The organism is Halomonas fontilapidosi (assembly GCF_014192285.1).
Lineage (GTDB): Bacteria > Pseudomonadota > Gammaproteobacteria > Pseudomonadales > Halomonadaceae > Halomonas > Halomonas fontilapidosi.
This window is the reverse complement of sequence record NZ_JACHXQ010000003.1, coordinates 161,921-185,533: the sequence shown is the minus strand read 5'-3', so window position 1 is coordinate 185,533 and position 23,613 is coordinate 161,921. Positions and strand designations below refer to the sequence as shown.

Annotated in this window: 21 protein-coding genes; 20 read left to right on the top strand and 1 reads right to left on the bottom strand. The window is 66.9% G+C overall.

The genetic code is table 11. From position 1 onward, the window contains the following. The first annotated feature begins 34 nt into the window (after positions 1 to 34). From rseP to tilS, 11 genes are all read left to right on the top strand, one after another. On the top strand, positions 35 to 1,393 hold the full coding sequence (rseP, locus tag FHR95_RS06935) for a sigma E protease regulator RseP (protein WP_040185036.1): 1,359 nt from the start codon (positions 35 to 37) through the stop codon (positions 1,391 to 1,393). An 87-nt stretch (positions 1,394 to 1,480) separates the two neighbouring features. Next, a complete protein-coding gene (gene bamA, locus FHR95_RS06930; RefSeq protein ID WP_246378425.1) occupies positions 1,481 to 3,820 on the top strand; it encodes an outer membrane protein assembly factor BamA in 2,340 nt (779 codons plus the stop codon). Positions 3,821 to 3,846: 26 nt separating this feature from the next. Further along, a complete protein-coding gene (locus tag FHR95_RS06925; protein ID WP_183313871.1) occupies positions 3,847 to 4,353 on the top strand; it encodes an OmpH/Skp family outer membrane protein in 507 nt (168 codons plus the stop codon). 29 nt (positions 4,354 to 4,382) lie between these two features. Beyond that, on the top strand, positions 4,383 to 5,420 hold the full coding sequence (gene lpxD, locus FHR95_RS06920) for a UDP-3-O-(3-hydroxymyristoyl)glucosamine N-acyltransferase (protein ID WP_040185039.1): 1,038 nt from the start codon (positions 4,383 to 4,385) through the stop codon (positions 5,418 to 5,420). 106 nt (positions 5,421 to 5,526) lie between these two features. Next, on the top strand, positions 5,527 to 5,970 hold the full coding sequence (gene fabZ, locus FHR95_RS06915; protein WP_040185041.1) for a 3-hydroxyacyl-ACP dehydratase FabZ: 444 nt from the start codon (positions 5,527 to 5,529) through the stop codon (positions 5,968 to 5,970). Continuing rightward, entirely contained in the window at positions 5,967 to 6,734 is a 768-nt protein-coding gene (gene lpxA / locus FHR95_RS06910; protein WP_040185045.1) for an acyl-ACP--UDP-N-acetylglucosamine O-acyltransferase, read from the top strand. The genes fabZ and lpxA overlap by 4 nt, the downstream gene beginning before the upstream one ends. A gap of 13 nt (positions 6,735 to 6,747) precedes the next feature. Then, entirely contained in the window at positions 6,748 to 7,944 is a 1,197-nt protein-coding gene (gene lpxB / locus FHR95_RS06905) for a lipid-A-disaccharide synthase (RefSeq protein ID WP_183313870.1), read from the top strand. Continuing rightward, the gene (gene rnhB, locus FHR95_RS06900; protein ID WP_183313869.1) at positions 7,941 to 8,579 is read left to right on the top strand and encodes a ribonuclease HII; all 639 of its coding nucleotides are present in this window, start codon (positions 7,941 to 7,943) and stop codon (positions 8,577 to 8,579) included. Before lpxB ends, rnhB begins: the two co-directional genes overlap by 4 nt. Positions 8,580 to 8,842: 263 nt before the next feature. Then, positions 8,843 to 12,343 (top strand): DNA polymerase III subunit alpha, encoded by a 3,501-nt coding sequence (gene dnaE / locus FHR95_RS06895; RefSeq protein ID WP_183313868.1) that lies wholly within the window; start codon positions 8,843 to 8,845, stop codon positions 12,341 to 12,343. 181 nt (positions 12,344 to 12,524) lie between these two features. Next, the gene (accA, locus tag FHR95_RS06890) at positions 12,525 to 13,478 is read left to right on the top strand and encodes an acetyl-CoA carboxylase carboxyl transferase subunit alpha (RefSeq protein WP_040185050.1); all 954 of its coding nucleotides are present in this window, start codon (positions 12,525 to 12,527) and stop codon (positions 13,476 to 13,478) included. Positions 13,479 to 13,563: 85 nt separating this feature from the next. After that, on the top strand, positions 13,564 to 14,892 hold the full coding sequence (gene tilS / locus FHR95_RS06885) for a tRNA lysidine(34) synthetase TilS (RefSeq protein ID WP_246378424.1): 1,329 nt from the start codon (positions 13,564 to 13,566) through the stop codon (positions 14,890 to 14,892). Here tilS and ppx read toward each other — a convergent pair. Continuing rightward, positions 14,822 to 16,366 carry an exopolyphosphatase gene (gene ppx / locus FHR95_RS06880; protein ID WP_183313866.1) on the bottom strand — a complete coding sequence of 515 codons (1,545 nt, stop codon included), beginning with the start codon at positions 16,364 to 16,366 and terminating at the stop codon, positions 14,822 to 14,824. The two genes, tilS and ppx, sit on opposite strands and share 71 nt — an antisense overlap. 441 nt (positions 16,367 to 16,807) lie before the next feature. Between ppx and rho the strand changes: the two genes are divergently transcribed. The 9 genes from rho to FHR95_RS06845 all read left to right on the top strand — a co-directional run bounded on the left by rho (position 16,808) and on the right by FHR95_RS06845 (position 23,521). Then, the gene (gene rho / locus FHR95_RS06875) at positions 16,808 to 18,067 is read left to right on the top strand and encodes a transcription termination factor Rho (protein ID WP_040185073.1); all 1,260 of its coding nucleotides are present in this window, start codon (positions 16,808 to 16,810) and stop codon (positions 18,065 to 18,067) included. A gap of 110 nt (positions 18,068 to 18,177) precedes the next feature. Next, a complete protein-coding gene (gene ubiD, locus FHR95_RS06870; protein ID WP_183313865.1) occupies positions 18,178 to 19,665 on the top strand; it encodes a 4-hydroxy-3-polyprenylbenzoate decarboxylase in 1,488 nt (495 codons plus the stop codon). A gap of 18 nt (positions 19,666 to 19,683) precedes the next feature. Further along, positions 19,684 to 20,463 carry an NAD(P)H-flavin reductase gene (locus FHR95_RS06865; RefSeq protein ID WP_183313864.1) on the top strand — a complete coding sequence of 260 codons (780 nt, stop codon included), beginning with the start codon at positions 19,684 to 19,686 and terminating at the stop codon, positions 20,461 to 20,463. After that, the gene (folM, locus tag FHR95_RS06860; protein WP_040185077.1) at positions 20,460 to 21,173 is read left to right on the top strand and encodes a dihydromonapterin reductase; all 714 of its coding nucleotides are present in this window, start codon (positions 20,460 to 20,462) and stop codon (positions 21,171 to 21,173) included. The genes FHR95_RS06865 and folM overlap by 4 nt, the downstream gene beginning before the upstream one ends. Before the next feature lie 84 nt (positions 21,174 to 21,257). Next, complete coding sequence (locus FHR95_RS17285; RefSeq protein WP_257125510.1) at positions 21,258 to 21,386, top strand: hypothetical protein; 129 nt, start codon at positions 21,258 to 21,260, stop codon at positions 21,384 to 21,386. Positions 21,387 to 21,450: 64 nt separating this feature from the next. Continuing rightward, positions 21,451 to 21,576 carry a hypothetical protein gene (locus FHR95_RS17280; RefSeq protein WP_281380749.1) on the top strand — a complete coding sequence of 42 codons (126 nt, stop codon included), beginning with the start codon at positions 21,451 to 21,453 and terminating at the stop codon, positions 21,574 to 21,576. A gap of 133 nt (positions 21,577 to 21,709) precedes the next feature. After that, entirely contained in the window at positions 21,710 to 21,868 is a 159-nt protein-coding gene (locus tag FHR95_RS06855; RefSeq protein WP_183313863.1) for a hypothetical protein, read from the top strand. A 7-nt stretch (positions 21,869 to 21,875) separates the two neighbouring features. Further along, entirely contained in the window at positions 21,876 to 22,940 is a 1,065-nt protein-coding gene (locus FHR95_RS06850; RefSeq protein WP_183313862.1) for a 3-deoxy-7-phosphoheptulonate synthase, read from the top strand. 68 nt (positions 22,941 to 23,008) lie between these two features. Beyond that, positions 23,009 to 23,521, top strand: coding sequence for a DUF3087 family protein (locus FHR95_RS06845; protein ID WP_040185079.1), 513 nt, complete (start codon positions 23,009 to 23,011; stop codon positions 23,519 to 23,521). The last annotated feature ends 92 nt before the right edge of the window (positions 23,522 to 23,613 follow it).

Genomic DNA, 23,613 nt, shown 5'->3' with positions numbered 1-23,613 from the left:
ATGCCTCGAGGCAGTTGACTGCAAGGAGAATAATGTGGGCCTGATCCAGAACGTGCTGGCCGTGATCGTGGTGCTCGGCCTCTTGATCACTTTCCACGAGTTCGGGCACTTCTGGGTGGCCCGGCGCTGCGGCGTGAAGGTGCTGCGTTTCTCGGTGGGGTTCGGCAAGCCGATCTGGTCGCGCCGTGACCGCCACGGCACCGAGTTCATGGTCGCCGCGATCCCGCTGGGGGGCTACGTGAAGATGCTCGATGAGCGTGAGGGCCCCGTCGACCCCGACGAGCGGCACCGGGCCTTCAACAACAAGACGGTCTGGCAGCGTATCGCCGTCGTGGCGGCCGGTCCGCTGGCCAACTTCCTGCTGGCCATCGTCGCCTACTGGGCGCTGTTCGTGGCCGGTACCACCACGGTGGCGCCGGTGATCGGCAGCGTGGCGCCGGACTCCCCGGCCAGCCGTGGCGGCCTCGAGGCGGGCCAGGAGATTACCGCAGTGCGCGGTGAGCCGGTGCGTTCCTGGGACGAGATAAACCTCAAACTGGTCGCAGCCATCGGTGCGAGCGGCGAACTCGAGGTCAAGGCGCGCGACGAGCCCACCGCCGCACAGCGGACCTACGGCCTGCCCGTGGAGGACTGGCTGGTGCGCCAGGACCCGCCTCGTCCCTTGCCGAGCCTGGGGGTTACCCCCTGGCAGCCCGATATTCCGGCGGTGCTGGGGCAGGTGGTGCCGGGCGAAGCGGCCGACGAGGCCGGCTTGCAGGCAGGTGATGAGATCGTCGCGGTAGACGGCGAGCCCGTGGCGGACTGGATGGCGTTCGTCGATCGCGTCCGCGCCAGTCCCGGGGAATCCCTCGACCTTGAGGTGCTGCGCAGTGGTGAGCGTATCGAGCTCACCGTCACGCCGGGGCGCAATGAGCTGGAGGAGGGCGTGGCCATCGGCTATATCGGTGCCGGTGTCGAGCCCGTCAGTTGGCCCGACGAATATCGTCGCGAAATCCGTTACGGCCCGCTGGCCGCCGTGGGGCAGTCGTTGTCGCGGACCGGCGAGATGACGGTGCTGACCCTGGGGGCCATCCGCAAGATGGTGGTGGGACTGATCTCACCGTCGAACCTCTCCGGCCCCATCACCATCGCCCGGATCGCCGGCGAGTCAGCGCGCACCGGCCTCGAGAGTTTTGTCAGCTTCCTGGCCTACCTGTCGATCAGCCTCGGGGTGCTCAACCTGCTGCCGATCCCGGTGCTCGACGGCGGCCATCTGCTCTATTATCTGGTCGAGGTGGTGCGCGGCCGTCCGGTTTCCGAACAGGCCCAGGCCGTGGGCCTGCGTATCGGCCTGGCACTGGTGGGCACCCTGATGCTGATGGCGCTCTATTTCGACCTGATGCGGCTATGGTAGCCGGGTGTCGGCTTGTCAGTGGACAGTACAAATGTATAAGGTGCCAGTCTGGACAGGACGGCAGACCAACGCGAGCGAATCGATTGCATGAAAATCAAGACTATCGGACTGGCGGCGCTGCTGCTCGTTGGTGCCCAGGCGGCACAGGCACAATCCTTCGACGTTTCCGACATCAGGGTCGAGGGGTTGCAGCGGGTCTCGCCTGCCTCCGTATTCAATGCCTTTCCTGTCAGCGCCCGCGATCGGGTCGACGAGCGCGAACTCGCCGACGCGGCCCGTGAACTCTTCGCCACCGGCCTGTTCGAGGATGTCAGCCTGGCCCGTGAAGGAGATGTGCTGATCATCCAGGTGGTCGAGCGCCCGACCATCGCGCGCCTCAATATCGAGGGCAACAAGCAGATTGCCGACGAGGACCTGCGAAGCGGCCTCAAGCAGGCCGGGCTCGAGGAGGGGCAGGTGCTGCAGCTCTCCACCCTCGAGGAGATTCAGCGTGAACTGGAAGGGGTCTATCAGTCTCAGGGTCGCTACAGTGCGCGGATCGATACGTCGGTCGAGGAGGTCGGTCAGGGACAGGTCCAGGTCAATATCGACATCAACGAAGGGGCGGTAGCCAAGATCCGCCAGATCAACATCGTCGGCAACCGTGACTTCGATGACGACGAGCTGCGCGATGTCTTCGAGCTCGACGACAAGCCGGGCTGGTTCTTCGGCTGGTTCTCCAGCGACGAGTATTCTCGCGAGGCGCTGGCCGGTGATCTGGAGCGTTTGCGCTCCTTCTACCTAAATCGCGGCTACGTGAACTTCAACATCGAGTCTTCCCAGGTCTCGATCAGCCCCGACAAATCGCGGATCTTCGTCACCGTGAACATCGACGAGGGGCAGCAGTACCGGCTGGGCGATATCCGCTTCGTCGGCGACCTGCGGATTCCCGAACGCGAGGCCCGCCAGCTGCTGGAAGTGGAAAGCGGCGAAATCTTCTCGCGCAGTGATGTTACGGCCTCCACGGAAGCGCTGCGCTCCAGGCTGGGGGCCGAAGGCTTTGCCTTCGCCAATGTAGACGGCATTCCCGAGGTCGCCACGTCCGGTGATACCGTAAACCTGACCTTCCGCATCGAACCGGGTCGCCGGGCCTACGTGCGGCGCATCGAGTTTGCCGGCAACACCACCACGCAGGACGAGGTGCTGCGGCGCGAGATGATCCAGCTGGAGGGCGCGCCGGCCTCCACCCAGTCGATCAGCCAGTCGCGTCAGCGCCTGGAGCGCCTGGGCTTCTTCAAGCAGGTTGACGTGGAGACGCGTCCGGTGGCCGGGGAGCCCGACAAGCTGGACGTTACCTATACCGTGGAAGAGCAGCCTTCCGGTTCGATCTCGGCGAGCATCGGCTTCTCCCAGAGCGCCGGGGTGATCTATGGTGCGTCACTCTCCCAGAACAACTTCCTCGGGACGGGCAACCGGGTCAACATCGGTGCCCAGCGCAGCGACACCTTTACCAGCCTCAATTTCGGCTTCACCGACCCCTACTGGACCCTCAGTGGCATCTCGCGCGGTTATAACCTCTTCTACCGCGAGACCGACTATGAGGACTCCGATATCTCGACCTACTCCACCGACGCTTACGGCGGCGGCATCAATTTCGGCTATCCGATCAACGAAGTGACCCGTCTCAACTTCGGGGCGGCGGTCGAGGACCTGTCGCTCAAGACCTATCGCGATACGCCGGCCGAGATCATCCAGTATGAAAACGATCAGGGCAGCGACGCCCAGAGTCTGAAGTTGACCGCCAGCTGGACGCGCAACAAGCTCAACCGCGGCATCATGCCCACCGCCGGCAACTACCAGCGCCTGTCGCTGGAGAGTTCAGTGCCGGGCAGCGACGCCGAGTACTACAAGCTGCGTGCTCGGGCCCGCCAGATCATCCCCTTCAATGAGGAGCAGACCTGGGGGCTCAAGTTCAGCGGCGAGCTGGGCTATGCCGATAGCGTCGGCGATGACCCCTATCCGTTCTACGAGAACTTCTTCTCCGGTGGCCTGGGGTCGGTGCGTGGTTTCACCGGCAATACCCTGGGGCCGGCTACCACCGAGCGTAATGGGGGTAACGATCGCACCCTGGGCGGCAACATCCTGGTGGAGGGTAGCGCCGAGGTGCTCTTTCCGATGCCCTTCGTCGAGGATCAGCGCTCCCTGCAGGCCTCGCTGTTCCTGGATGCCGGTAACACCTTCCTGACGGACTGCTACGACGTTCCGGATGGCTTTTCATCATCCTGTGAGTCGGGTGTCGACCTGGGCGAGCTGCGCTACAGCGCCGGCGTTGGCCTCTCCTGGCTGACCCCGGTGGGACCGCTGACCTTCAGCGTCGCCGAGCCGCTCAACGACAAGGACGATGACGACACCCAGTTCTTCCAGTTCTCGCTGGGTCAGACCTTCTGATCCGGCCCCTATCGAGGAGTCTCCGCATGCGCAAGTTCTCCGCCGCTCTCTGCCTCGGCCTGCTGGTCGCCGGGACTCTCCCGGCCCAGGCCGAGGAGGTGGCCGTGCTCGACTGGCGTACCGCGCTGATGGAGACCGATGCTGCCCAGCGTTCCATGAACGAGTTGCGCAACCGCCTCGCCGGCCAGCAGCAGGAGGCTGAATCGCTGGGCCAGGAGCTTCAGCAGATGCAGCAGCGCCTGCAGCAACAGGGCGAGAGCATGACCGAGACCGAGCGGCGTACGACTCTGCAGGCGTTCCAGCAGAAGGGACAGCGCTTCGAGCAGCTGCGCCAGGAGATCGGCAAAGCGCGCCAGCAGTCCGAGCAACGCTTCCTTCAGCAGGCCGAGCCCAAGCTGGACCAGGCCGTCCAGCGAGTCATCGATCGCCACGGGGTCGAGGTGCTGGTGGAGCCGAATGGCGTGCTGCATACCGAACGAGAGCTGCAGGATCTGACCGGGGAAGTTACCGCGATCCTCAACAGCCTCTACTGAGCCCGGCCGCCCCACGACAGCGAGTTCCCATGAACCAAGACGCCCGAACCCTCACACTGGCCGAGATCGCCGAGCGCCTGGGAGCCCGCCTGGAGGGTGACGGCGAGCGGCGGGTGAGTGGCCTGGCCACGCTCAGGGAGGCCGAACCGGATCAGGTGGCTTTCCTCGCCAACCGGGCCTACCTCAAGGACCTGCCGGGAACGCGAGCGGCGGCCGTTCTGCTGGCGCCCGGCCATGCCGAGAGCTGCCCGGCGGCGCGCCTGGAGATGGACAACCCCTATCTGGGCTACGCCGAGCTGTCGCGGCTCTTCGATCCTCTGGCCGGGCGTACACCGGCCGGCATCCACCCCACCGCGGTGGTCGCCGCCGATGTCCGCCTGGGGGCTGGCGTGGCCATCGGTCCCCAGGCGGTGATCGAGTCGGGGGTCGAACTGGGTGACGAAGTGGTGATCGGCCCCGGCTGTGTGGTGGGTGCCGACTCGACCATCGGCCCCGGCTCGCGGCTGCATGCCAACGTTACCGTCTGCCATGGCGTGGTGATCGGGGCCCGGGCCATCCTGCACAGCGGCTGCGTGATTGGCGGCGACGGCTTCGGTTTCGCACACGACGGAGCGCGCTGGCACAAGATCGCCCAGCTTGGCGGGGTGGTGTTGGGCGACGATGTCGAAGTGGGCAGCTGCTCGAGCATCGACCGCGGGGCGCTCGGCGATACCTCGATCGGTGACGACGTCAAGATCGACAGCCAGGTGCAGATCGCCCACAACGTGCAGATCGGTGACCACAGCGCCCTGGCCGGCTGCGTCGGCATTGCCGGCTCCACCCGGGTGGGTCGCCACTGCATGCTGGGGGGTGGCGTGGGGCTCTCCGGCCATCTGACCATCGCCGACGGGGTCCAGGTGACCGGCATGAGCCTGGTGACCAACTCGATCCTCGAGCCCGGGATCTACTCATCGGGTACCGGTGCCATGGACAATGCCCAGTGGCGCCGCAACGCGGTGCGCTTCAAGCAGCTCGACGACATCGCTCGGCGCCTGGCGCGGCTCGAGAAGACCGGTCGCAGCGGTTGAGGCCATGTCGCAGGGCGGTATAATCCACCGCCTGTTTCCGCCGGCCCCGGCTGCCGGCCATGCCCCTCCGCAGGACGGGCATCCTGTCATTTCAGAGGTCGCTACGATGGTAATGGACATCAACGAGATTCGTGAGTATTTGCCCCACCGGTATCCCTTCCTGCTGGTGGATCGGGTGACGGAGATCACCCTGGGCGAAGCCATCGTTGCCTACAAGAATGTCAGCATCAATGAGCCCTTTTTCAATGGGCACTTCCCGGATCATCCGATCATGCCCGGGGTGCTGGTCATCGAGGCGCTGGCCCAGGCCTGCGGCATCCTCGGTTTCAAGACCGTCAACAAGCTGCCTGCCGACGGCTATGTCTATTATCTGGTGGCCAGTGATAACGTGCGCTTCAAGCGCCCGGTCATGCCCGGCGACAAGCTGGTGCTGGAAGCTCGGGTCGAGCGAACCAAGCGCGGCATCTGGAAGTTTGTCTGCCGCGCCACGGTGGACGACGAACTGGTCTGCGAGGCCGATATCACCTGCGCCGAGAGGAAGGTCGCTTGATACACCCCACCGCCCTCATCGATCCTTCGGCGCGCCTGGCCGACGATGTCGAGGTCGGGCCCTTCACGGTGATCGGGCCCGATGTCGAGATCGGGCCCGGTAGCCGCATCGGCCCGCATGTCGTGCTCAAGGGGCCCACCGTGCTGGGCGCGCGTACCCGCATCTTCCAGTTCGCCTCGGTGGGCGAGGACTGCCAGGACAAGAAGTACGCGGGCGAGCCGACCCGCCTGGTGATGGGCGATGACAACGTCATCCGCGAGGGAGCCACGCTGCATCGCGGCACCGCCCAGGATCGCGGCGAGACCACCATCGGCTCGCGCAACCTCTTCATGGCCTATGTGCACGTCGGCCACGACTGCGTGATCGGCAACGACTGCATCCTCGCCAATCAGGTGACGCTCGCCGGCCATGTGCACCTGGGCGACTTTGTGATCCTCGGCGGGCTCTCGGCCATCCACCAGTTCTGCCATTTCGGCGACCATGCCATGGCCGGCGGCGGCTCGATCATCACCAAGGACACCCCGGCCTACGTGATGATCAACGGCAACCCGGCCCAGGTCCACGGCCTGAACCTGGTGGGGCTCAAGCGCCGCGGCTTCTCCAAGGAGGCCATCCGCGCGCTGAGCGAGGCCTATAAGCTGGTCTACCGCCAGGGGCTGACCACCGAGCAGGCGCTCGCCGAGATTCGCAGCCGCTTCTCGCTGCCCGAGTCCGAGGCCTTTGCCGCCTCCATCGAGGCCTCGACCCGCGGCATCATCCGCTGAGCATGGCGGCCCCATGACGGTCCGGCGTGTCTACCTGGTCGCGGGCGAGCTCTCGGGCGATATCCTGGGGGCCGGCCTGATGCGCGCGCTCAAGGCGCGTCACCCGGGGGTGGCGTTCCGCGGCATCGGCGGCCCGCGGATGATCGCCGAGGGCATCGACAGCCGCTTTCCCCTGGAGACCCTGTCGGTGATGGGCCTGGTCGAGGTGATCCGGCACCTGCCCGGCCTGGTCCGGGTGCGTCGCGAGCTACGGCGCGATGCGCTGGCCTGGCAGCCTGATATCATGGTCGGCATCGACGCCCCGGACTTCAATCTCGGGCTGGAGCGACAGCTGCGCGAGGCGGGCCTGGCCACTGCCCATTACGTCAGCCCCTCCGTCTGGGCCTGGCGTCAGGGACGGGTCAAGGGCATCGCCCGCTCCGTCGACGCCATGCTTACCTTCCTGCCCTTCGAGGCAGCCTTCTACGCGCGCCACCGCGTGCCCGTGGCCTTCGTCGGTCACCCCCTGGCCGACGAGTTGCCCCTCGACAACGACCGCGCCGCGGCCCGTGCCGAACTGGGCTTGGCCGATACCGAGCAGGTGTTGGCCGTGCTGCCTGGCTCCCGGGCCAGCGAGATTCGCTTCCTCGGCGAGGTCTTTCTCGCCGCTGCCGAGCGCCTCTGCGCATCGCGGTCGGGCCTGCGGGTGGTGATCCCCGCGGCGACGCCTGAGCGCTTCGCCGAGCTCGAGGCGCTGATCGGGGCACATCCCGCCCTGGCGGAGCGCCTGACCCTGGTCACGGGCCAGGCCCGCGAGGCCATGGTGGCGAGCGACGCGGTACTGCTCGCCTCGGGCACGGCGGCACTCGAGGCGATGCTCTGCCACCGCGCCATGCTGGTCGCCTATCGAATGGCACCGATGACTCACTGGCTGGCGAAGCGGCTGGTGAAGACCGAGTGGATCGCCCTACCCAACCTGATCGCCCGCGAGACTCTGGTGCCGGAGCTGATTCAGGACGCGGCCAGCCCCGAGGCGATTGCCGCTGGACTGGGTGAGCTGCTCGACGATGGCGAGGGGCGCAGGGCCCTGGAGGCGCGTTTCGCCGCCATGCACGCCGGCCTTCAGCGCGATGCCAGCCGTCGAGCGGCCGAAGCCATCGAGGCGCTGGTGGCAGGTCAGCCCTTGCCGGCAAGCGTGGCCTCGGAACTGGCCGACGAGGTGGCGTCATGATCCTCAAGGCGTGCGCCAACGACAGCGAGACCCCTGAGCTGCCGCCGCTGGTGGTCAACTATGCGGGAGACCGCCTGGCCGGGGTCGATGAGGTCGGGCGCGGCCCGCTGATCGGTCCGGTCGTTGCCGCGGCGGTGATTCTTGATCCCGCACGGCCCGTCGCGGGCCTTACCGACTCCAAGGCACTCACTGCGCGGCGTCGCGAGGCCCTGGCGCTCGAGATTCGCGAGCGCGCTCTGGCCTGTGCCGTGGCCGAGGCGTCGGCCGAAGAGGTGGACGCACTGAATATCTACCATGCCACGCATCTCGCCATGCGCCGTGCCATCGATGCCCTGCTGCCGGCGGCCGAGTACCTGCTGGTGGACGGCAACCGGCTGCCCGGGCATCATGTCCCCGGCCAGGCGGTGGTCAAGGGCGATGCCCGTCACCCGGCCATCGCCGCCGCCTCGATACTCGCCAAGGTCACCCGTGACGCGGGCATGGTGGCCCTCGATGCCCGGTATCCCGACTACGGTTTCGCCCGCCACAAGGGCTACCCGACCCGCGAACACCTGGCCGCCCTGGAACGCCTGGGGCCGCTGCCGGAGCACCGTCGCTCCTTCGGTCCGGTAAAGCGCCAGCTGGCCCTGTTCTAGGTCGCTGAAGCGGCACCACGAGAGGCGCCGGGAGCAGGCCGAAGAGGAGGTCCTATGCCAGGGGTGAGGAGCACTGCTCCGAACGGGCTGGCCATGGATGGCCAGTACCGGACCTGCAAGCGTAGCAGGATGCGAGAGCGAAGCAGGGCATCGGTAGCGCCCAGGGAGGGGTTCACAGCGCCTCCTCGACGGTCCGGCGCCTGCTTCCGGGATAGCCTCGAACTTCCTGTACTGATCATCTACTGCCAAGCCCCGAGCCCTTTATGACCACGCCCTTCGTTCATCTTCGCGTTCACAGCGAGTTCTCCCTGGTCGACGGACTGGTGCGACTCAAGCCGCTGGTCCAGGCCGCAGTGGAACAGGGCCTGCCGGCCCTGACGCTGACCGACGAGGCCAACCTCTTCGGCCTGGTCAAGTTCTACAAGGGCGCCCAGGGCGCGGGGCTCAAGCCGATCATCGGCAGCGATCTGTGGCTGGCCAACCCCCACGACGAGGGGCAGCCCTATCGCCTGACGCTGCTGGCCATGGACGAGACCGGCTATCGCAACCTCACCGAGCTGATCTCACGGGGCTGGATGCACGGCCAGCGGCAGGGCCAGGCGCTGCTCGACAAGGCCTGGGTGCTCGAGCAGAGTGCGGGGCTGATCGCCCTCTCCGGCGGCCGGGAAGGGGAGGTCGGTCGCCACCTGCTCAGTGACCATCATGACGAGGCCCACGCGCTGCTCGAGGAGTGGAACGCCGCCTTCCCGGGGCGTTTCTACCTGGAGCTGACCCGCACCGGCCGCGTGCTTGAGGAAGAGTGCGTCCACCTCTCGGTGGAGCTGGCTGTGGCGACCGGTACCCCGGTGGTGGCCACCAACGACGTGCGCTTCCTCGCTCGCGAGGACTTCTGGGCCCACGAGACCCGGGTGGCCATCGGCGAGGGCAAGGCACTGGACGACAAGCGCCGCGAGCGGCGCTACACCGAAGAGCAGTACCTCAAGAGTCCCGCGGAGATGGCGGAGCTGTTCGCCGATATCCCCGAGGCGCTGGAGAACAGCGTGATGATCGCCGCGCGCTGCAACGTGGACGTGCGCCTCGGCGAGATCTTCCTGCCCGAGTTCGAGATTCCCGAGGGCATGACCCAGGACGAGTTCTTCCGCAAGATCTCCCACGACGGCCTCACCGAGCGCCTGGACTTTCTCTATCCGGCCGAGCGCTATCCGCGCGACGGGGGAGAGTATGCCGAGATCGATGCTCGCTACCGCAAGCGGCTCGACTTCGAGCTCGACATCATCATCCAGATGGGCTTTCCCGGCTACTTTCTGATCGTGATGGACTTCATCCAGTGGGCCAAGGACAACGACGTCCCGGTGGGGCCGGGCCGCGGCTCCGGCGCCGGCTCGCTGGTGGCCTATGCGCAGAAGATTACCGATCTCGATCCCATTGGCTATGACCTGCTGTTCGAGCGTTTCCTCAACCCCGAACGGGTCTCGATGCCCGACTTCGACGTCGACTTCTGCATGGAGAAGCGCGATCGGGTGATCGACTACGTGGCCGACCGCTACGGTCGCGACGCGGTCTCGCAGATCGTCACCTTCGGCACCATGGCCGCCAAGGCGGTGGTGCGCGACGTGGCCCGCGCCCAGGGCAAGCCCTATTCGCTGGGCGACAAGCTCTCCAAGCTGATCCCCTTCGAGGTGGGCATGACGCTGGCCAAGGCCATCGAGGCGGAGCCGGCGCTCAAGGAGTACCTTGAGGCCGACGAGGAGGCCGCCGAGATCTGGGAGATGGCGCTGAAGCTCGAGGGCATCACCCGGGGTACCGGCAAGCATGCCGGCGGCGTGGTGATCGCGCCGACCAAGCTCACCGACTTCTCGCCGCTGCTCTGTGACGAGGAGGGCAACGGCCTGGTGGTGCAGTTCGACAAGAACGATATCGAGGATGCCGGCCTGGTCAAGTTCGACTTCCTGGGCCTGCGCACCCTGACCATCATCGACTGGGCGCTGGAGATGGTCGACAAGGTGCGTGCCGTCGACGGGCAGGGGCCGCTGGACATCGACACCATCCCGCTGGATGACGTGCCGACCTTCGAGATGCTCAAGAAGGCCGAGACCACGGCGGTCTTCCAGCTCGAGTCGCGTGGCATGAAGGAGCTGATCAAGCGCCTGCTGCCGGATTCGCTGGAGGACATGATCGCCCTGGTGGCACTGTTCCGCCCCGGCCCGCTGCAGTCGGGGATGGTCGACGACTTCATCAACCGCAAGCATGGTCGCGCGGAAATCTCCTATCCGCATCCGGACTACCAGCACGAGCTGCTCAAGCCGGTGCTCGGGCCCACCTACGGCATCATCCTCTATCAGGAGCAGGTGATGCAGATCGCCCAGGTGATGGCGGGTTACTCGCTGGGCCAGGCCGACATGCTGCGCCGCGCCATGGGCAAGAAGAAGCCCGAGGAGATGGCCAAGCAGCGCGCGGGCTTCATGGAGGGCTGTGCGGCCAACGGCATCGACAAGGACCTCGCCGGCAACATCTTCGACCTGGTGGAGAAGTTCGCCGGTTACGGCTTCAACAAGTCGCATTCGGCGGCCTATGCCCTGGTCTCGTACCAGACGGCGTGGTTGAAAGCGCATTACCCCGGCCCGTTCATGGCGGCGGTGCTGTCCACCGAGATGGACAACCTCGACAAGGTAGTGCCGCTGATCGAGGAGTGCCGTCACCTATCGCTCACGGTGACGCCGCCCGACGTCAATGTCGGTGGCTACAAGTTCACCGTCGATGACCAGGCCCGGGTGGTCTACGGCCTGGGGGCGATTCGCGGCGTTGGCGAGGGTCCCATCGGCGCCATCGTCGAGGCCCGCGAGGCGGATGGCCCCTTCGAGGACCTCTTCGATTTCTGCCGCCGGGTCGATCCCAAGCGCATGAACAAGCGCACCCTCGAGGCGCTGATCCGCTCCGGCGCCCTGGACAACCTGGGGCCGAGCCGTGCGGTGCTCAGCGCGGCCCTGGAGGACGCCCTGAAGGCAGCGGTACAGACCCAGACCAACCAGAACCTGGGGATGATGGACATGTTCGGCGAGGCCTTCGTCGACGAGTCGGCCGGGGATGCCTACGCCGACTACCGCCAGGCGCGCGAGTGGAGTGACAAGGAGCGCCTCGCCGGCGAGAAGGATACCCTGGGGCTCTATCTGACCGGCCATCCCATCGACGAGTATGAAGGGGAGCTCGCCCGCTTCGTGTCCACCCGCATCAGCGACCTCAAGCCCTCTCGGGAACCACAGCGGGTGGCCGGCCTGGTGGTGGGCGTGCGCACCATGAAGTCCAAGCGTGGCGACACCATGGCCTTCATCACCCTGGACGACCGCACCGGGCGCATCGAGGCGTCGCTGTTCGGCGAGCTCTATGACCAGTTGCGCGGCCGTCTCGAGGCCGACCAGGTAATGATCGTCGAGGGCGAGGTCTCCAGTGACGACTACTCCGGCGGGCTGCGCCTGCGCGGCAAGGAGGTCACGCCGATGGTCGAGGCGCGCAGCCGTTTCGGGCAGGCGGTGGAGCTCTCGCTGGACGGCGGTCGCCTCAATGGGCGGTTGGTGGACAGCCTGCGCGCCAGCCTCGCGCCCTTCTGCGATGGCGAGGGCCTGCCGGTGCGGCTGCGCTACCGCAATGCCGAGGCCTCGGGCTGGCTGGAGCTTGCCGAGGAGTGGCGCGTCACGCCCAGCGACGAGCTGCTGACCGGCCTGCGCGAGGTGCAGGGCCAGGACGGGGTGCGGCTGAAGTATCGATAGACTGACTGCGGGCTTGAGCATGCCAGCGGCCTTCCCCCGGATCAGCCCCGAGCAATCGCCAGCAGTCGATGTGCCGCCTTGCGTGGCACGTTGAGGGTGCGATAATGCCAGACACTGATTTTCTTGCACCGCGCCTGGCTTCCACGGTCAGGGCGGTGAAACACCACAAGGCATCCGGCCAATGAATCCGAACTATCTCGATTTCGAACAGCCCATCGCCGAACTCCAGGCCAAGATCGAGGAGCTGCGACTGGTCGGCAACGACAGCCAGGTCAACCTCAGCGATGAGATCGGCCGCCTCGAGGAGAAGAGCCGCAAGCTCACCGAGTCGATCTTCAAGGACCTGAGCCCCTGGCAGGTATCGCAGTTGTCGCGCCATCCACAGCGTCCCTACACGCTGGACTACCTGGCGAACGTCTTCAGCGATTTCGACGAGTTGCACGGCGATCGCAAGTTCGCTGACGATGCCGCCATCGTCGGCGGCGTGGCGCGCCTGGATGACCGGCCGGTGATGGTCATCGGCCACCAGAAGGGCCGCGATGTCCACGAGAAGGTGCGTCGCAACTTCGGTATGCCGCGTCCCGAGGGCTACCGCAAGGCATGTCGCCTGATGGAGATGGCCGAGCGTTTCCGCATGCCGGTGCTGACCTTCATCGACACTCCCGGGGCCTATCCGGGTATCGATGCCGAGGAGCGCGGCCAGTCCGAGGCCATCGCCTACAACCTAGCGGTGATGTCGCGGCTGCGCACGCCGATCGTCGCCACCGTGGTCGGCGAGGGCGGTTCCGGCGGGGCACTGGCCATCGGGGTCTGCGACGAGCTGGCCATGCTGCAGTACTCCACCTATTCGGTGATCTCCCCCGAGGGCTGCGCCTCCATCCTCTGGAAGAGCGCCGAGAAGGCCGCCGATGCCGCTCAGGCCATGGGCATCACGGCCGAACGCCTCAAGGAGCTGGGGCTGGTTGACACCCTGATTCCGGAGCCGCTGGGCGGTGCTCATCGTCACCCGGTCTCTACCGCGGAACGGGTCAAGGCATCGCTGCTGGCAAGCCTCGACCGCCTGGAGTCCATGGACACGGAGCGCATGCTGGAGCGCCGCTACCAGCGGCTGATGAGCTATGGCGCGCCGACCTGAAGGGGGCTAGCCCCGGCACCGATGACGCCGTCCGCCATCGGTGCGGCGCCTGTATATGCCACACGGCCCGTCTGATCCCCGCGCCATGCTTCAACGTCTGATCGATCGCGCCCTGGCGGAGACGCCGCCGGGGCGCTGTGTCTGGGTGGCGCTCTCCGGCGGCCTCGACTCTTCATTGCTGCTGACCCTGGCGGCCGCGGCGGCTCACCGTCACCCTCGTCCCTTGCGGGCCCTGCATGTCCATCATGGGCTTCAGGGTGCCGCCGCTGGCTTCGAGCGCCACTGCCGGCGCCTCTGTTCACGCCTCGGCGTGCCGTTGTCCGTCGAGCGTATCCGCGTCGATGTCGCGTCGGGGCAGGGCATCGAGGGCGCGGCCCGAGAGGCCCGCTATGCCAGCTTCGCCGGGCGAGTGGCGCCCGGCGAAACCCTCTGGCTGGCCCAGCACCGGGATGACCAGGCCGAGACTTTCCTGCTGGCTGCCCTGCGCGGCAGCGGGGTGCGCGGCCTGGCCGGGATGACGACGGGCCGCGACTGGGGCGGTCGGTGGCTCGAGCGCCCGCTGCTCGATGTTGCTCGGTCGGCCCTCGAGACCGAGGCGGGTCGCCGAGGCCTGGCCTGGGTGGAGGACCCCTCCAACGACGACGAGGATCTGGACCGTAACTTCCTGCGCCACACCGTGATGCCGTCGCTGACCTCCCGCTGGCCCCATGCCGGCGCGGCGCTCGCCCGCAGCGCGGCGCTGGCCGGTGAGGCCGACGCCCTGCTCGAGGATCTTGCCAGGCTGGACCTCGAGCGCCTGGGCGACGCGTCGGGGCGCCTGTCGGTAGCGGGCCTGGAGGCACTCTCCGTGTCTCGCCGGCGGCTGCTGATTCGTCATGCCTGCCGTCACCGGGGGCTGCCGACGCCGCCGGCGCGGCGGCTCGAGACGCTGCTGGCCCAGCTCAATGCCGGGGAGGCGGCCGAGGTGCGAGTGGCCTGGCCCGGGGCCGAGGCCAGGGTCTGGCGAGGGCGGCTCCACCTGCTTGCGCCACCTGAGCCGCTGCCGGCCGGCTGGCAGGCCGAGTGGGATGGTCACTCACCGCTGGTGACGCCGCTCGGCGAGGTCCAGGTCTCGCTGGGACGGGCCGATGATGCGTCGGTCCGTCTGTGGGTAGGGGGGCGGCAGGGCGGCGAGCGGCTGCGGCTACCCGGCCGTGGCCGGCGCGACCTCAAGCGACTGCTGCAGGAACTCGGCGTGCCGCCCTGGCGGCGTGAGCGGCTGTTGGTCGTGCGGGAAGAGGCAGCACCGGTAGCCGTGCTCGACCCGGCGGAGGGGGCATGGCTGGTGCTTGGCGAGGGCTGGATCAGCCGCGACGCAGCACCAGCGGAAGATCGGCGGCCTGCTGGTAGCCCACCTCCTGCTCCAGGTCGTTAAGCAGCAGCGCCGGCGTCTCTTCGCCGGTGAGTGTCAGCGTCAGCGTCTCGCCGTCGGCCTCCAGCCGCGGCACGCTAGGCGGCTGTTCGGGCCGGGAGTGATTGAGAATCACCGCCAGGCGCAGCAGCCGCGCCAAGCGGGCGTGGGGGCGGCGCTCCGACTCGGGCAGGGCCTGCCACTCCTTGACCGGGAACTTGCGGCGGTGCGCGCGCACCAGAAAGGCCAGCAGTCGCTGTTCCGGACGCGAGAAGCCGGCCAGGTCGGAGTACTCCAGCAGGTAGGCGCCATGGCGATGGAACTGGCTATGGGAGATGGCCAGGCCGATTTCGTGCAGGCGGCTGCCCCAGTCGAGGAAGCGCGCCTGGTCGGCGTCGAGGCCCCAGGCCTCGCGGACCTGGTCGAGCAGCGCGCCGGCGGTGGCCGCCACGTTCTCTGCCTGCCGGCTATCCACCTGATAGTTACGGGCCAGGCCATCCAACGTCTTGAGACGCGAATCCTCGGGACTGTTGCGTCCCACCATGTCGTAGAGCACCCCCTCGCGCAGGGCGCCGTCGGCGTAGCGCATCTGCTCCAGGTCGAAGGCCTCGAAGACGGCGCTGAGGATCGCCACCCCGGCCGGAAAGACCCGCGAGCGGTCGGCCTTGAGGCCCTCCATGGCAACCTTGTCGAGCTTACGGCATTTGATCAGGCGCTTGCGCAGGGCAGCCAGGCCGGCGCGGGTGATCATGCCCTCGGGGGCATCCCCGGCGGCCGCGATCACGGCGGCCGCTGCTTTGATGGTGCCGCTGGACCCCACCGGGTCATCCCAGCCCAGGCGCTGGTAGGGGCGCTGGATATTGGCCAGTTCCGAGAGGGCGGCAAGCTCCGCCTTGCGCATGCGCTTCTCGCTGATCTCGCCACCCTCGAAGAAACGGCGGGTAAAGGTCACGCAACCCATGCGCAGACTTTCCAATGCCAGCGGCTCGAAGCGTTCGCCGATGATGAACTCCGTGGAGCCCCCGCCGATGTCGACGATCAGTCGGCGCCCATCCTCGGCCAGGGCATGCGCCGCGCCCAGATAGATCAGGCGGGCCTCCTCGCGACCGGCGATGATCTCGATGCGATGGCCGAGCAGCGACTCGGCCCGCTCGATCAGCGCCTGGCTGTTGGCCGCATCGCGCAGCGCGTTGGTGCCCACCACCCGCAGGTGACCCGGGGTGATGTCCTCGAGGAAGGGGGAGAAGCGTGCCAGGCAGTCCAGCGCGCGTTGCATCGCCGCTTCGCCAAGCCAGCCGTCCTCGTCGAGGCCGGCGGCAAGCTGGACCTTCTCGCCAAGGCGGGCCACCACCTGCAGGCGGTCATCCTGATAGTTGGCCACCAGCAGGTGGAAGCTGTTGGAGCCGAGGTCGATCGCGGCAAGCCGGATGGGGTCGCCGGCCACGGCAGCCGGAATGGGGGCGGCAGCGGAGGGCGCCGGGTCCTGTGGCGAAGTCATGGCAGTTCCTTCGGTACGGTCAGGGGCAAGGGTGCGCGGCGCTTCCGGTCGTGTCAATTGTCGCGGCCGCCAGGGCTTGCGTTCGCTCGCCGCCTTGACTAGTATCGGGTCGTTCGCCTGTTCCGAATGCTTCCCGACCGTTCAGCGGCGATTCCGTCACGGTCAGTTTCCAAGTCGTCAGACAGCCCACTGCTTCAGCCCGCGATCCCGGCCGCCTGGCCAGGACCCGCCGGTCAGGCGAAGACGAACCTGCTTCCTCGCTTCCGATATCGGCCCGGCAACCCCAGAGTGCGGTCGCCCGCCCTTGGCCATACGATGCAGCACGACGAGAGGTAGCCTGTCCGGGCTCTGAACGCACCCACAGGGCGTCATCGTCTCGCCTCCTGTCTTTCCCACGGCGCACTGCCGCCCGGCTTCCACGAGCGAATTCTGAACACACCGATGAATCTTACCGAACTCAAGCAAAAGCCAGTGCCGGAGCTTCTGGAGACTGCCCGCGAGATGGGCATCGACAACCTGGCACGTTCTCGCAAGCAGGACATCATCTTTGCCATTCTCAAGAAGCATGCCAAGAGTGGCGAGCCGATCTTCGGTGATGGCGTGCTGGAGATCCTGCAGGATGGCTTCGGCTTCCTGCGCAGCGCCGACAGCTCCTACCTGGCCGGCCCCGATGACATCTATGTCTCGCCCTCCCAGATTCGACGCTTCAATCTGCGCAAGGGCGACTCCATCTCCGGCAAGATTCGTCCGCCGAAGGAAGGGGAGCGCTACTTCGCGCTGCTCAAGGTCAGCGAGATCAACTTCGACAAGCCGGAGAACGCCAAGCACAAGATCCTCTTCGAGAACCTCACGCCGCTGTTCCCCCAGGAGCGGCTGCGCATGGAGATCGGCAATGGCTCTACCGAGGATCTGACAGCGCGGATCATCGACCTGACCGCGCCCATCGGCAAGGGCCAGCGTGGCCTGCTGGTCTCGCCGCCCAAGGCGGGCAAGACCTTGATGTTGCAGAACATCGCCACCTCGATTACCCGCAACAACCCCGAGTGCCATCTGATCGTGCTGCTGATCGACGAGCGCCCGGAAGAGGTGACCGAGATGTCGCGCACCGTGCGCGGCGAGGTGGTGGCCTCGACCTTCGACGAGCCGCCGGCGCGGCACGTCCAGGTGGCCGAGATGGTCATCGAGAAGGCCAAGCGTCTGGTGGAGCACAAGCGTGACGTGGTGATCCTGCTCGACTCCATCACCCGCCTGGCGCGCGCCTACAACACCGTGGTGCCAAGTTCCGGCAAGGTGCTCACCGGGGGGGTCGATGCACACGCCCTGGAGAAGCCCAAGCGCTTCTTCGGCGCCGCGCGCAACATCGAGGAGGGCGGCAGCCTGACCATCATCGCCACGGCGCTGGTCGATACCGGCTCGAAGATGGACGAGGTGATCTTCGAGGAGTTCAAGGGAACCGGCAACATGGAGGCGCACCTCGACCGCAAGCTGGCCGAGCGTCGCGTCTACCCGGCGATGAACATCCGCCGCAGCGGCACCCGCCGCGAGGACCTGATTGCCTCCGAGGACGAGATGCAGCGCATGTGGATCCTGCGCAAGCTGCTCAACCCCATGGAAGACACCGCGGCCACCGAGTTCCTGATCGACCGCCTCAAGGATACCAAGACCAACCTTGAGTTCTTCGAGGCGATGAAGCGCCGCTGACCACGACTGCTGGCAAAGCCGCGGGTTGAAACGGCCGCGCGGTCGGACGTGAAAGGAAGGGGCGGCATGCTATGCTGCCCCTTTCGTCATTCTGGAACCGGGAAATCCGAATGAAGTACAAGGACCTGCGCGAGTTCATCGCGATGCTCGAGGCCCAGGGCGAGCTCAAGCGCATCACCGCCGAGGTCGACCCCTACCTCGAGATCACCGAGATCTGCGACCGGACCCTGCGCGCCGGTGGGCCGGCGCTGCTGTTCGAGAACGTCAAGGGCCATACCATGCCGCTGCTCGGCAACCTCTTTGGCACGCCGAAGCGAGTGGCCATGGGCATGGGCCAGGACTCGGTTGCCGCGCTGCGTGAGGTCGGGGAGCTGCTCGCCTTCCTCAAGGAGCCCGAGCCACCCAAGGGGTTCCGCGACGCCTGGAGCAAGCTGCCGATCTTCAAGCAAGTGATGAGCATGGGGCCCAAGACGGTGCGCTCGGCACCGGTGCAGGCGCTCGCCTACGAGGGCGAGGAGGTCGACCTCGACCGGCTACCGATCCAGCACTGCTGGCCGGGTGACGCCGCGCCGCTGGTCACCTGGCCGCTGGTGATCACCCGTGGACCGTACAAGAAACGCCAGAACCTGGGGATCTATCGTCAGCAGAAGCTCGGCAAGAACCGCCTGATCATGCGCTGGTTATCGCACCGCGGCGGTGCCCTGGATTTCCAGGAGTTCCAGCAGGAGCATCCCGGCGAGCCCTTCCCGGTAGCGGTGGCGCTGGGCGCCGATCCCGCCACCATCCTCGGCGCGGTGACCCCGGTTCCCGATAGCCTCTCCGAATACGCCTTCGCCGGGCTGCTGCGCGGCTCGCGTACCGAGCTGGTCAAGTGTGGTCATGCCGATCTGGAGGTGCCTGCATCGGCAGAAATCATTCTGGAAGGCTTTATCTATCCCGACGACATGGCGCCCGAGGGCCCCTACGGCGACCATACCGGCTACTACAACGAAGTGGATCATTTTCCGGTGTTCACGGTGACGCGCATGACCCTGCGCGAGAACGCCATCTATCACTCGACCTACACCGGCCGCCCCCCCGATGAGCCGGCGATCCTGGGGCTCGCTCTCAACGAGGTGTTCGTGCCCATCCTGCGGCGCCAGTTTCCCGAGATCGTCGACTTCTATCTGCCGCCGGAGGGCTGTTCCTATCGCATGGCGGTGGTGACCATGAAGAAGCAGTACCCCGGTCATGCCAAGCGAGTGATGATGGGCGTCTGGAGCTTCCTGCGCCAGTTCATGTACACCAAGTTCGTGGTGGTGCTCGACGACGATGTCTGCGCCCGCGACTGGAAGGACGTGATCTGGGCCATCACCACGCGCATGGACCCTGCCCGCGATACCGTGATGGTCGAGAATACGCCTATCGACTACCTGGACTTCGCCTCCCCCGTGGCGGGACTTGGCTCCAAGATGGGCCTGGATGCTACCAGCAAGTGGCCCGGCGAGACCGACCGCGAGTGGGGCACGCCCATCGTCATGGACGAGGCCGTCAAGGCCCGCGTCAGCGAGCGCTGGAACGAGCTGGGCATCGAATTACCTGACAACTCGACATTCTGACAACTTCATGAGGCTTTCATGACGCCAAGGACCCTGACCTGCCTGGTCACCGAGGTCGAGGATCTCACCCCGGACGTCTTCCGCGTCCAGTTGGAGGGCCGGCCCGAGGCCGTGGCCCATGAGCCCGGCCAGTACCTGGAGCTCAAGCTCGCCGAGGACCTGTGGGTGCCGTTCTCCATCGCCAACGCCCATGCCGGCGATGGCACCATCGAGCTGCATATCCAGCACTGGCCGGAGCGGGAGAACTCCGCCCGGCTGCGCGAGCTGATGCAGGTGGCCGAGCGACTGACCCTGCGCCTGCCCGGCGGCGACTGCATCCTCGACCCTGACAGCACGCGCCCCCTGTTGCTGGTCGCGGCCGGCACCGGCTTTGCCCAGATGAAGGCGATCATCGAGGCGGCCCTGCATGCCGACCCGGAACGCGAGATCGACCTCTGGTGGGCGGCCCGCGAACGTCGCGACCTCTACCTGGAGCGTCTGCCCCGGGCGTGGGCGGAAGCGCATGCCAATCTCCGTTTCCATGCCGTGACCGAGCTCGCACCGGAGCAGGACGTGGCGGGGGAGCGGGTCATCGGCCACCGCGGCCGCGTCGATCAGGCCCTGGCTTTGAGCCTCGATGACGTCTCGGGGCATGACGTCTATGTCTCAGGCTCGCCGGGGATGGTCTATGCCTGCGTCGACGTGCTGGCGTCGATGGGCCTCGAGGCCTCGCGGGTCTTCTCGGATGTCTTTGCCTATGCGCCGCGGGACCCTATCGTGCCCACCGCGGGCAGCCTGGTGAGGAGGGCGCGGCCATGAGCGCCTCGCCGATCCTGATCACCGGCGGCGCCCAGCGTCTGGGGCGCCACTGTGCCGAGCGCCTGCGTGACGACGGCCACCCGGTGATCATCAGCTATCGCCGCGAGCGTCGTGAGCTGGACGCGCTGCGTGAGCGGGGCATCGTTACCCTGCCGGCCGACTTCGCGAACGAGGCGGGCATCCTCGACTTCCTTGAGCGGCTCAGGGCCGAGACGCCCTCGTTGCGGGCTATCGTCCACAACGCCAGCGACTGGGCGCCGGATTCCAGCGGCCCCGAAGCGGGAGCAAATTTCGAGCGGCTGTTTCGCATCCACATGCTGGCGCCCTACCTGATCAACCTGCATGCCCGCGAGCTGCTCGAGGCGTGCAGTGAGCCCCAGCGCGACATCGTGCACATGACCGACTACGTGGTGCAGAAGGGCTCGAAGAAGCACGCCGCCTACGCCGCCACCAAGGCGGGGCTGGACAACCTGACGCTCTCCTTCGCCGCCATGTTCGCCCCGGCGATCCAGGTCAATGCCATTGCCCCGGCAATGATCATGCTTAACGAGGGCGATGACGAAGTGTACGCCGAGAAGGCCCGCGCCAAGTCGGCGATGGAAATGATCCCCGGCCCCGGGGTGATCTATCAGAGCCTGCGCTACCTGCTCGACAACCGGTTTGTCACCGGCGCGACCCTGCCGGTGGATGGCGGGCGCCACCTGCGTTGAGCCTGTGACGCTCGATGCCGTGCCGGACGCGGCCATCTTCGCTAGAATGCGCTTCTACCCTGACACGATATCGAGGAGTGACACATGGCGGGACACGACACGAACTTCAAGGACGACAGCGGCCTATTGTCCGTGGTGCTTGGCCTGGTGGTGCTGGTGGCCATGAGCGCCCTGCCGGCCACCATCGGCTGGTATCAGCTGTTCGCCGGCTGAGCGGGCGGCGCTTGCCAGCCATGCCGCAATGCGGCAGGATGAGTCCATACCTCAGGAGCGTTCCATGACCATGACCCGCCGTGACCATCCCGTTTCTTACGTTGCCCGCAAAGGCAGCGTGGCATTTGCGGTAAGCGGCGACTGGTTTGGTTACTGGTTTACCCCCGGGGTGCCCATGGCCATGTCCTGAACGCAACATGCGACATCGCCGGGAGGCACCCCACCAGGGCCGCCTCCGCCAGAACCCCCGGACGGCCGCCCCGCCCGGGGGTTCTGCGTTTCACGGACACCCGACCATACAACTGACATCCAGGAGAGAGACCATGACCGCATCCATCGCCATCCGCCAGACCCGGGGCTTCGCGGGCTATTACGGTTACTGGCGATTTAGCGAGCTGCGGTCGGCCCACTCCGCCATGCCCGGCCGTAGCGAGATCGATGGCAGCCGACACACACGATGTAAGACCGCTACCCGGAGTTGATCACGCCATGAACGCGACCCTTGCCGCCACCCCCTTGACCGAGACCCTGCGCTCCACCGCCAGTCCGGCCCGGCCGCTGCCCACCCCCGGCGAGCTGCACCGCGAGCTGCCGCTTTCCCCGGCGCTGGCGGCCCGGATCGAAGCACAGCGCCAGGCCGTGCATGAGATCCTTGCCGGCCGTGATGACCGCCTGCTGGTGGTAGTGGGTCCCTGCTCCATCCATGATCCGGAGGCAGCCCTGGAGTACGCCCGCCGCCTGGCCGAGCTGGCGCCAAGGGTCTCGGACCGGCTGCTGCCGGTGATGCGCGTCTACGTGGAGAAGCCACGCACCACCGTGGGCTGGAAGGGACTGGCCTACGACCCTGACCTCGACGGCAGCGGCGACATGGCTCGGGGCCTGTCGGTCTCTCGGCAGCTGATGCGCGACGTGGCCGAGCTGGGGCTGCCGGTGGCCACCGAGCTGCTGCAGCCGATGCTGGCGCCCTACCTGGAGGACCTGCTCTCCTGGGTGGCGATCGGCGCCCGTACTACCGAGTCTCAGCTGCACCGCGAGCTGGCCAGCGGGCTCGAGGCGGCAGTGGGCTTCAAGAACGCCACCGGCGGTGATATCGGCGTGGCAATGGACGCCATGCGCGCCGCGGCCCATCCCCACAGCCATTTCGGGCTGGATGACGGGGGTCGCCCGACGGTGCGCGATACGCCAGGCAACCCTCATACCCAGCTGGTGTTGCGCGGCGGTCATGGCGAGCCCAACTACCAGGCTCCCCATGTCCAGGCGGCACGTCGGGCTCTGGAGGACGCCGGACTGTCGCCGCGCTTGATGGTCGACTGCAGCCACGCCAACGCACGCAAGGATCACCGCCGCCAGAGCGAGGTGCTGCTCGACGTTCTGGCCCAGCGCCAGGCCGGCGAGACGGCGCTGGCGGGGTTGATGCTGGAAAGCCATCTCCATGAGGGCAAGCAGGCGCTGGCGCCGGGCCAGCTTCGCCATGGCGTCTCGGTCACCGATGCCTGTATCGGCTGGGAGACCACCGAGCATTTGCTGCTCACGGCCGCCGAGCGCTTGCGTTAGCCTTGTACCGCGGGGGGCGATGTCGGGATAATACCGTTGATTTCCGACTCGCCACCCAGGATCCCTAGATGACCTTTCAGTTCGAGGACCACGACCCCGAGACCTATCGCCGCAAGGGGCGTTTTATCAGCCTGGCCATGGCCGGCCAGCTGGTCGTCTTCGGGCTGCTGTTCGTTCAGCTGCTGCAGGCGGCTTTCGACGGTGGTTTCTGGCTCAATGTCTTGGGCGTGCTGCTGGGGCTGGTCGCGACCAGCCTGGTGTTCGCAGTGCTGCGCGAACGGCCCTGGATGGCGGAGGTGCGCTATGTCTGGCAGCTCAAGCATCAGCTGTCCCGAGTCAGCGGCTACCTGCCGGCACTGCGCCGCGGCATGGCCGAGGGCAACGAGACCGCGCTGGCGGTGCTGGCCTTCTATCACCAGGGCATGGCCCAACTCGCCGAACTCAATGGCCGCACTCTGGACGATGATGCCGAACTGCTCGCCGAACGCGAGGTGGTGCGCTCCGCCCGCCGCGAGCGCGGCCTGCCCGAGCGCGTATCCGGGCTCGACCCCCACGACCTCGAGGCGTTCCGCAAGGGCTGACGCCAAGCCTTCACGTCCCTGTCACCTCCCTTCCCTAATCTGTATCCGGGTATCGACCAGTCGGCCTGTCGGCCGCCATCCATTCGCCGAGG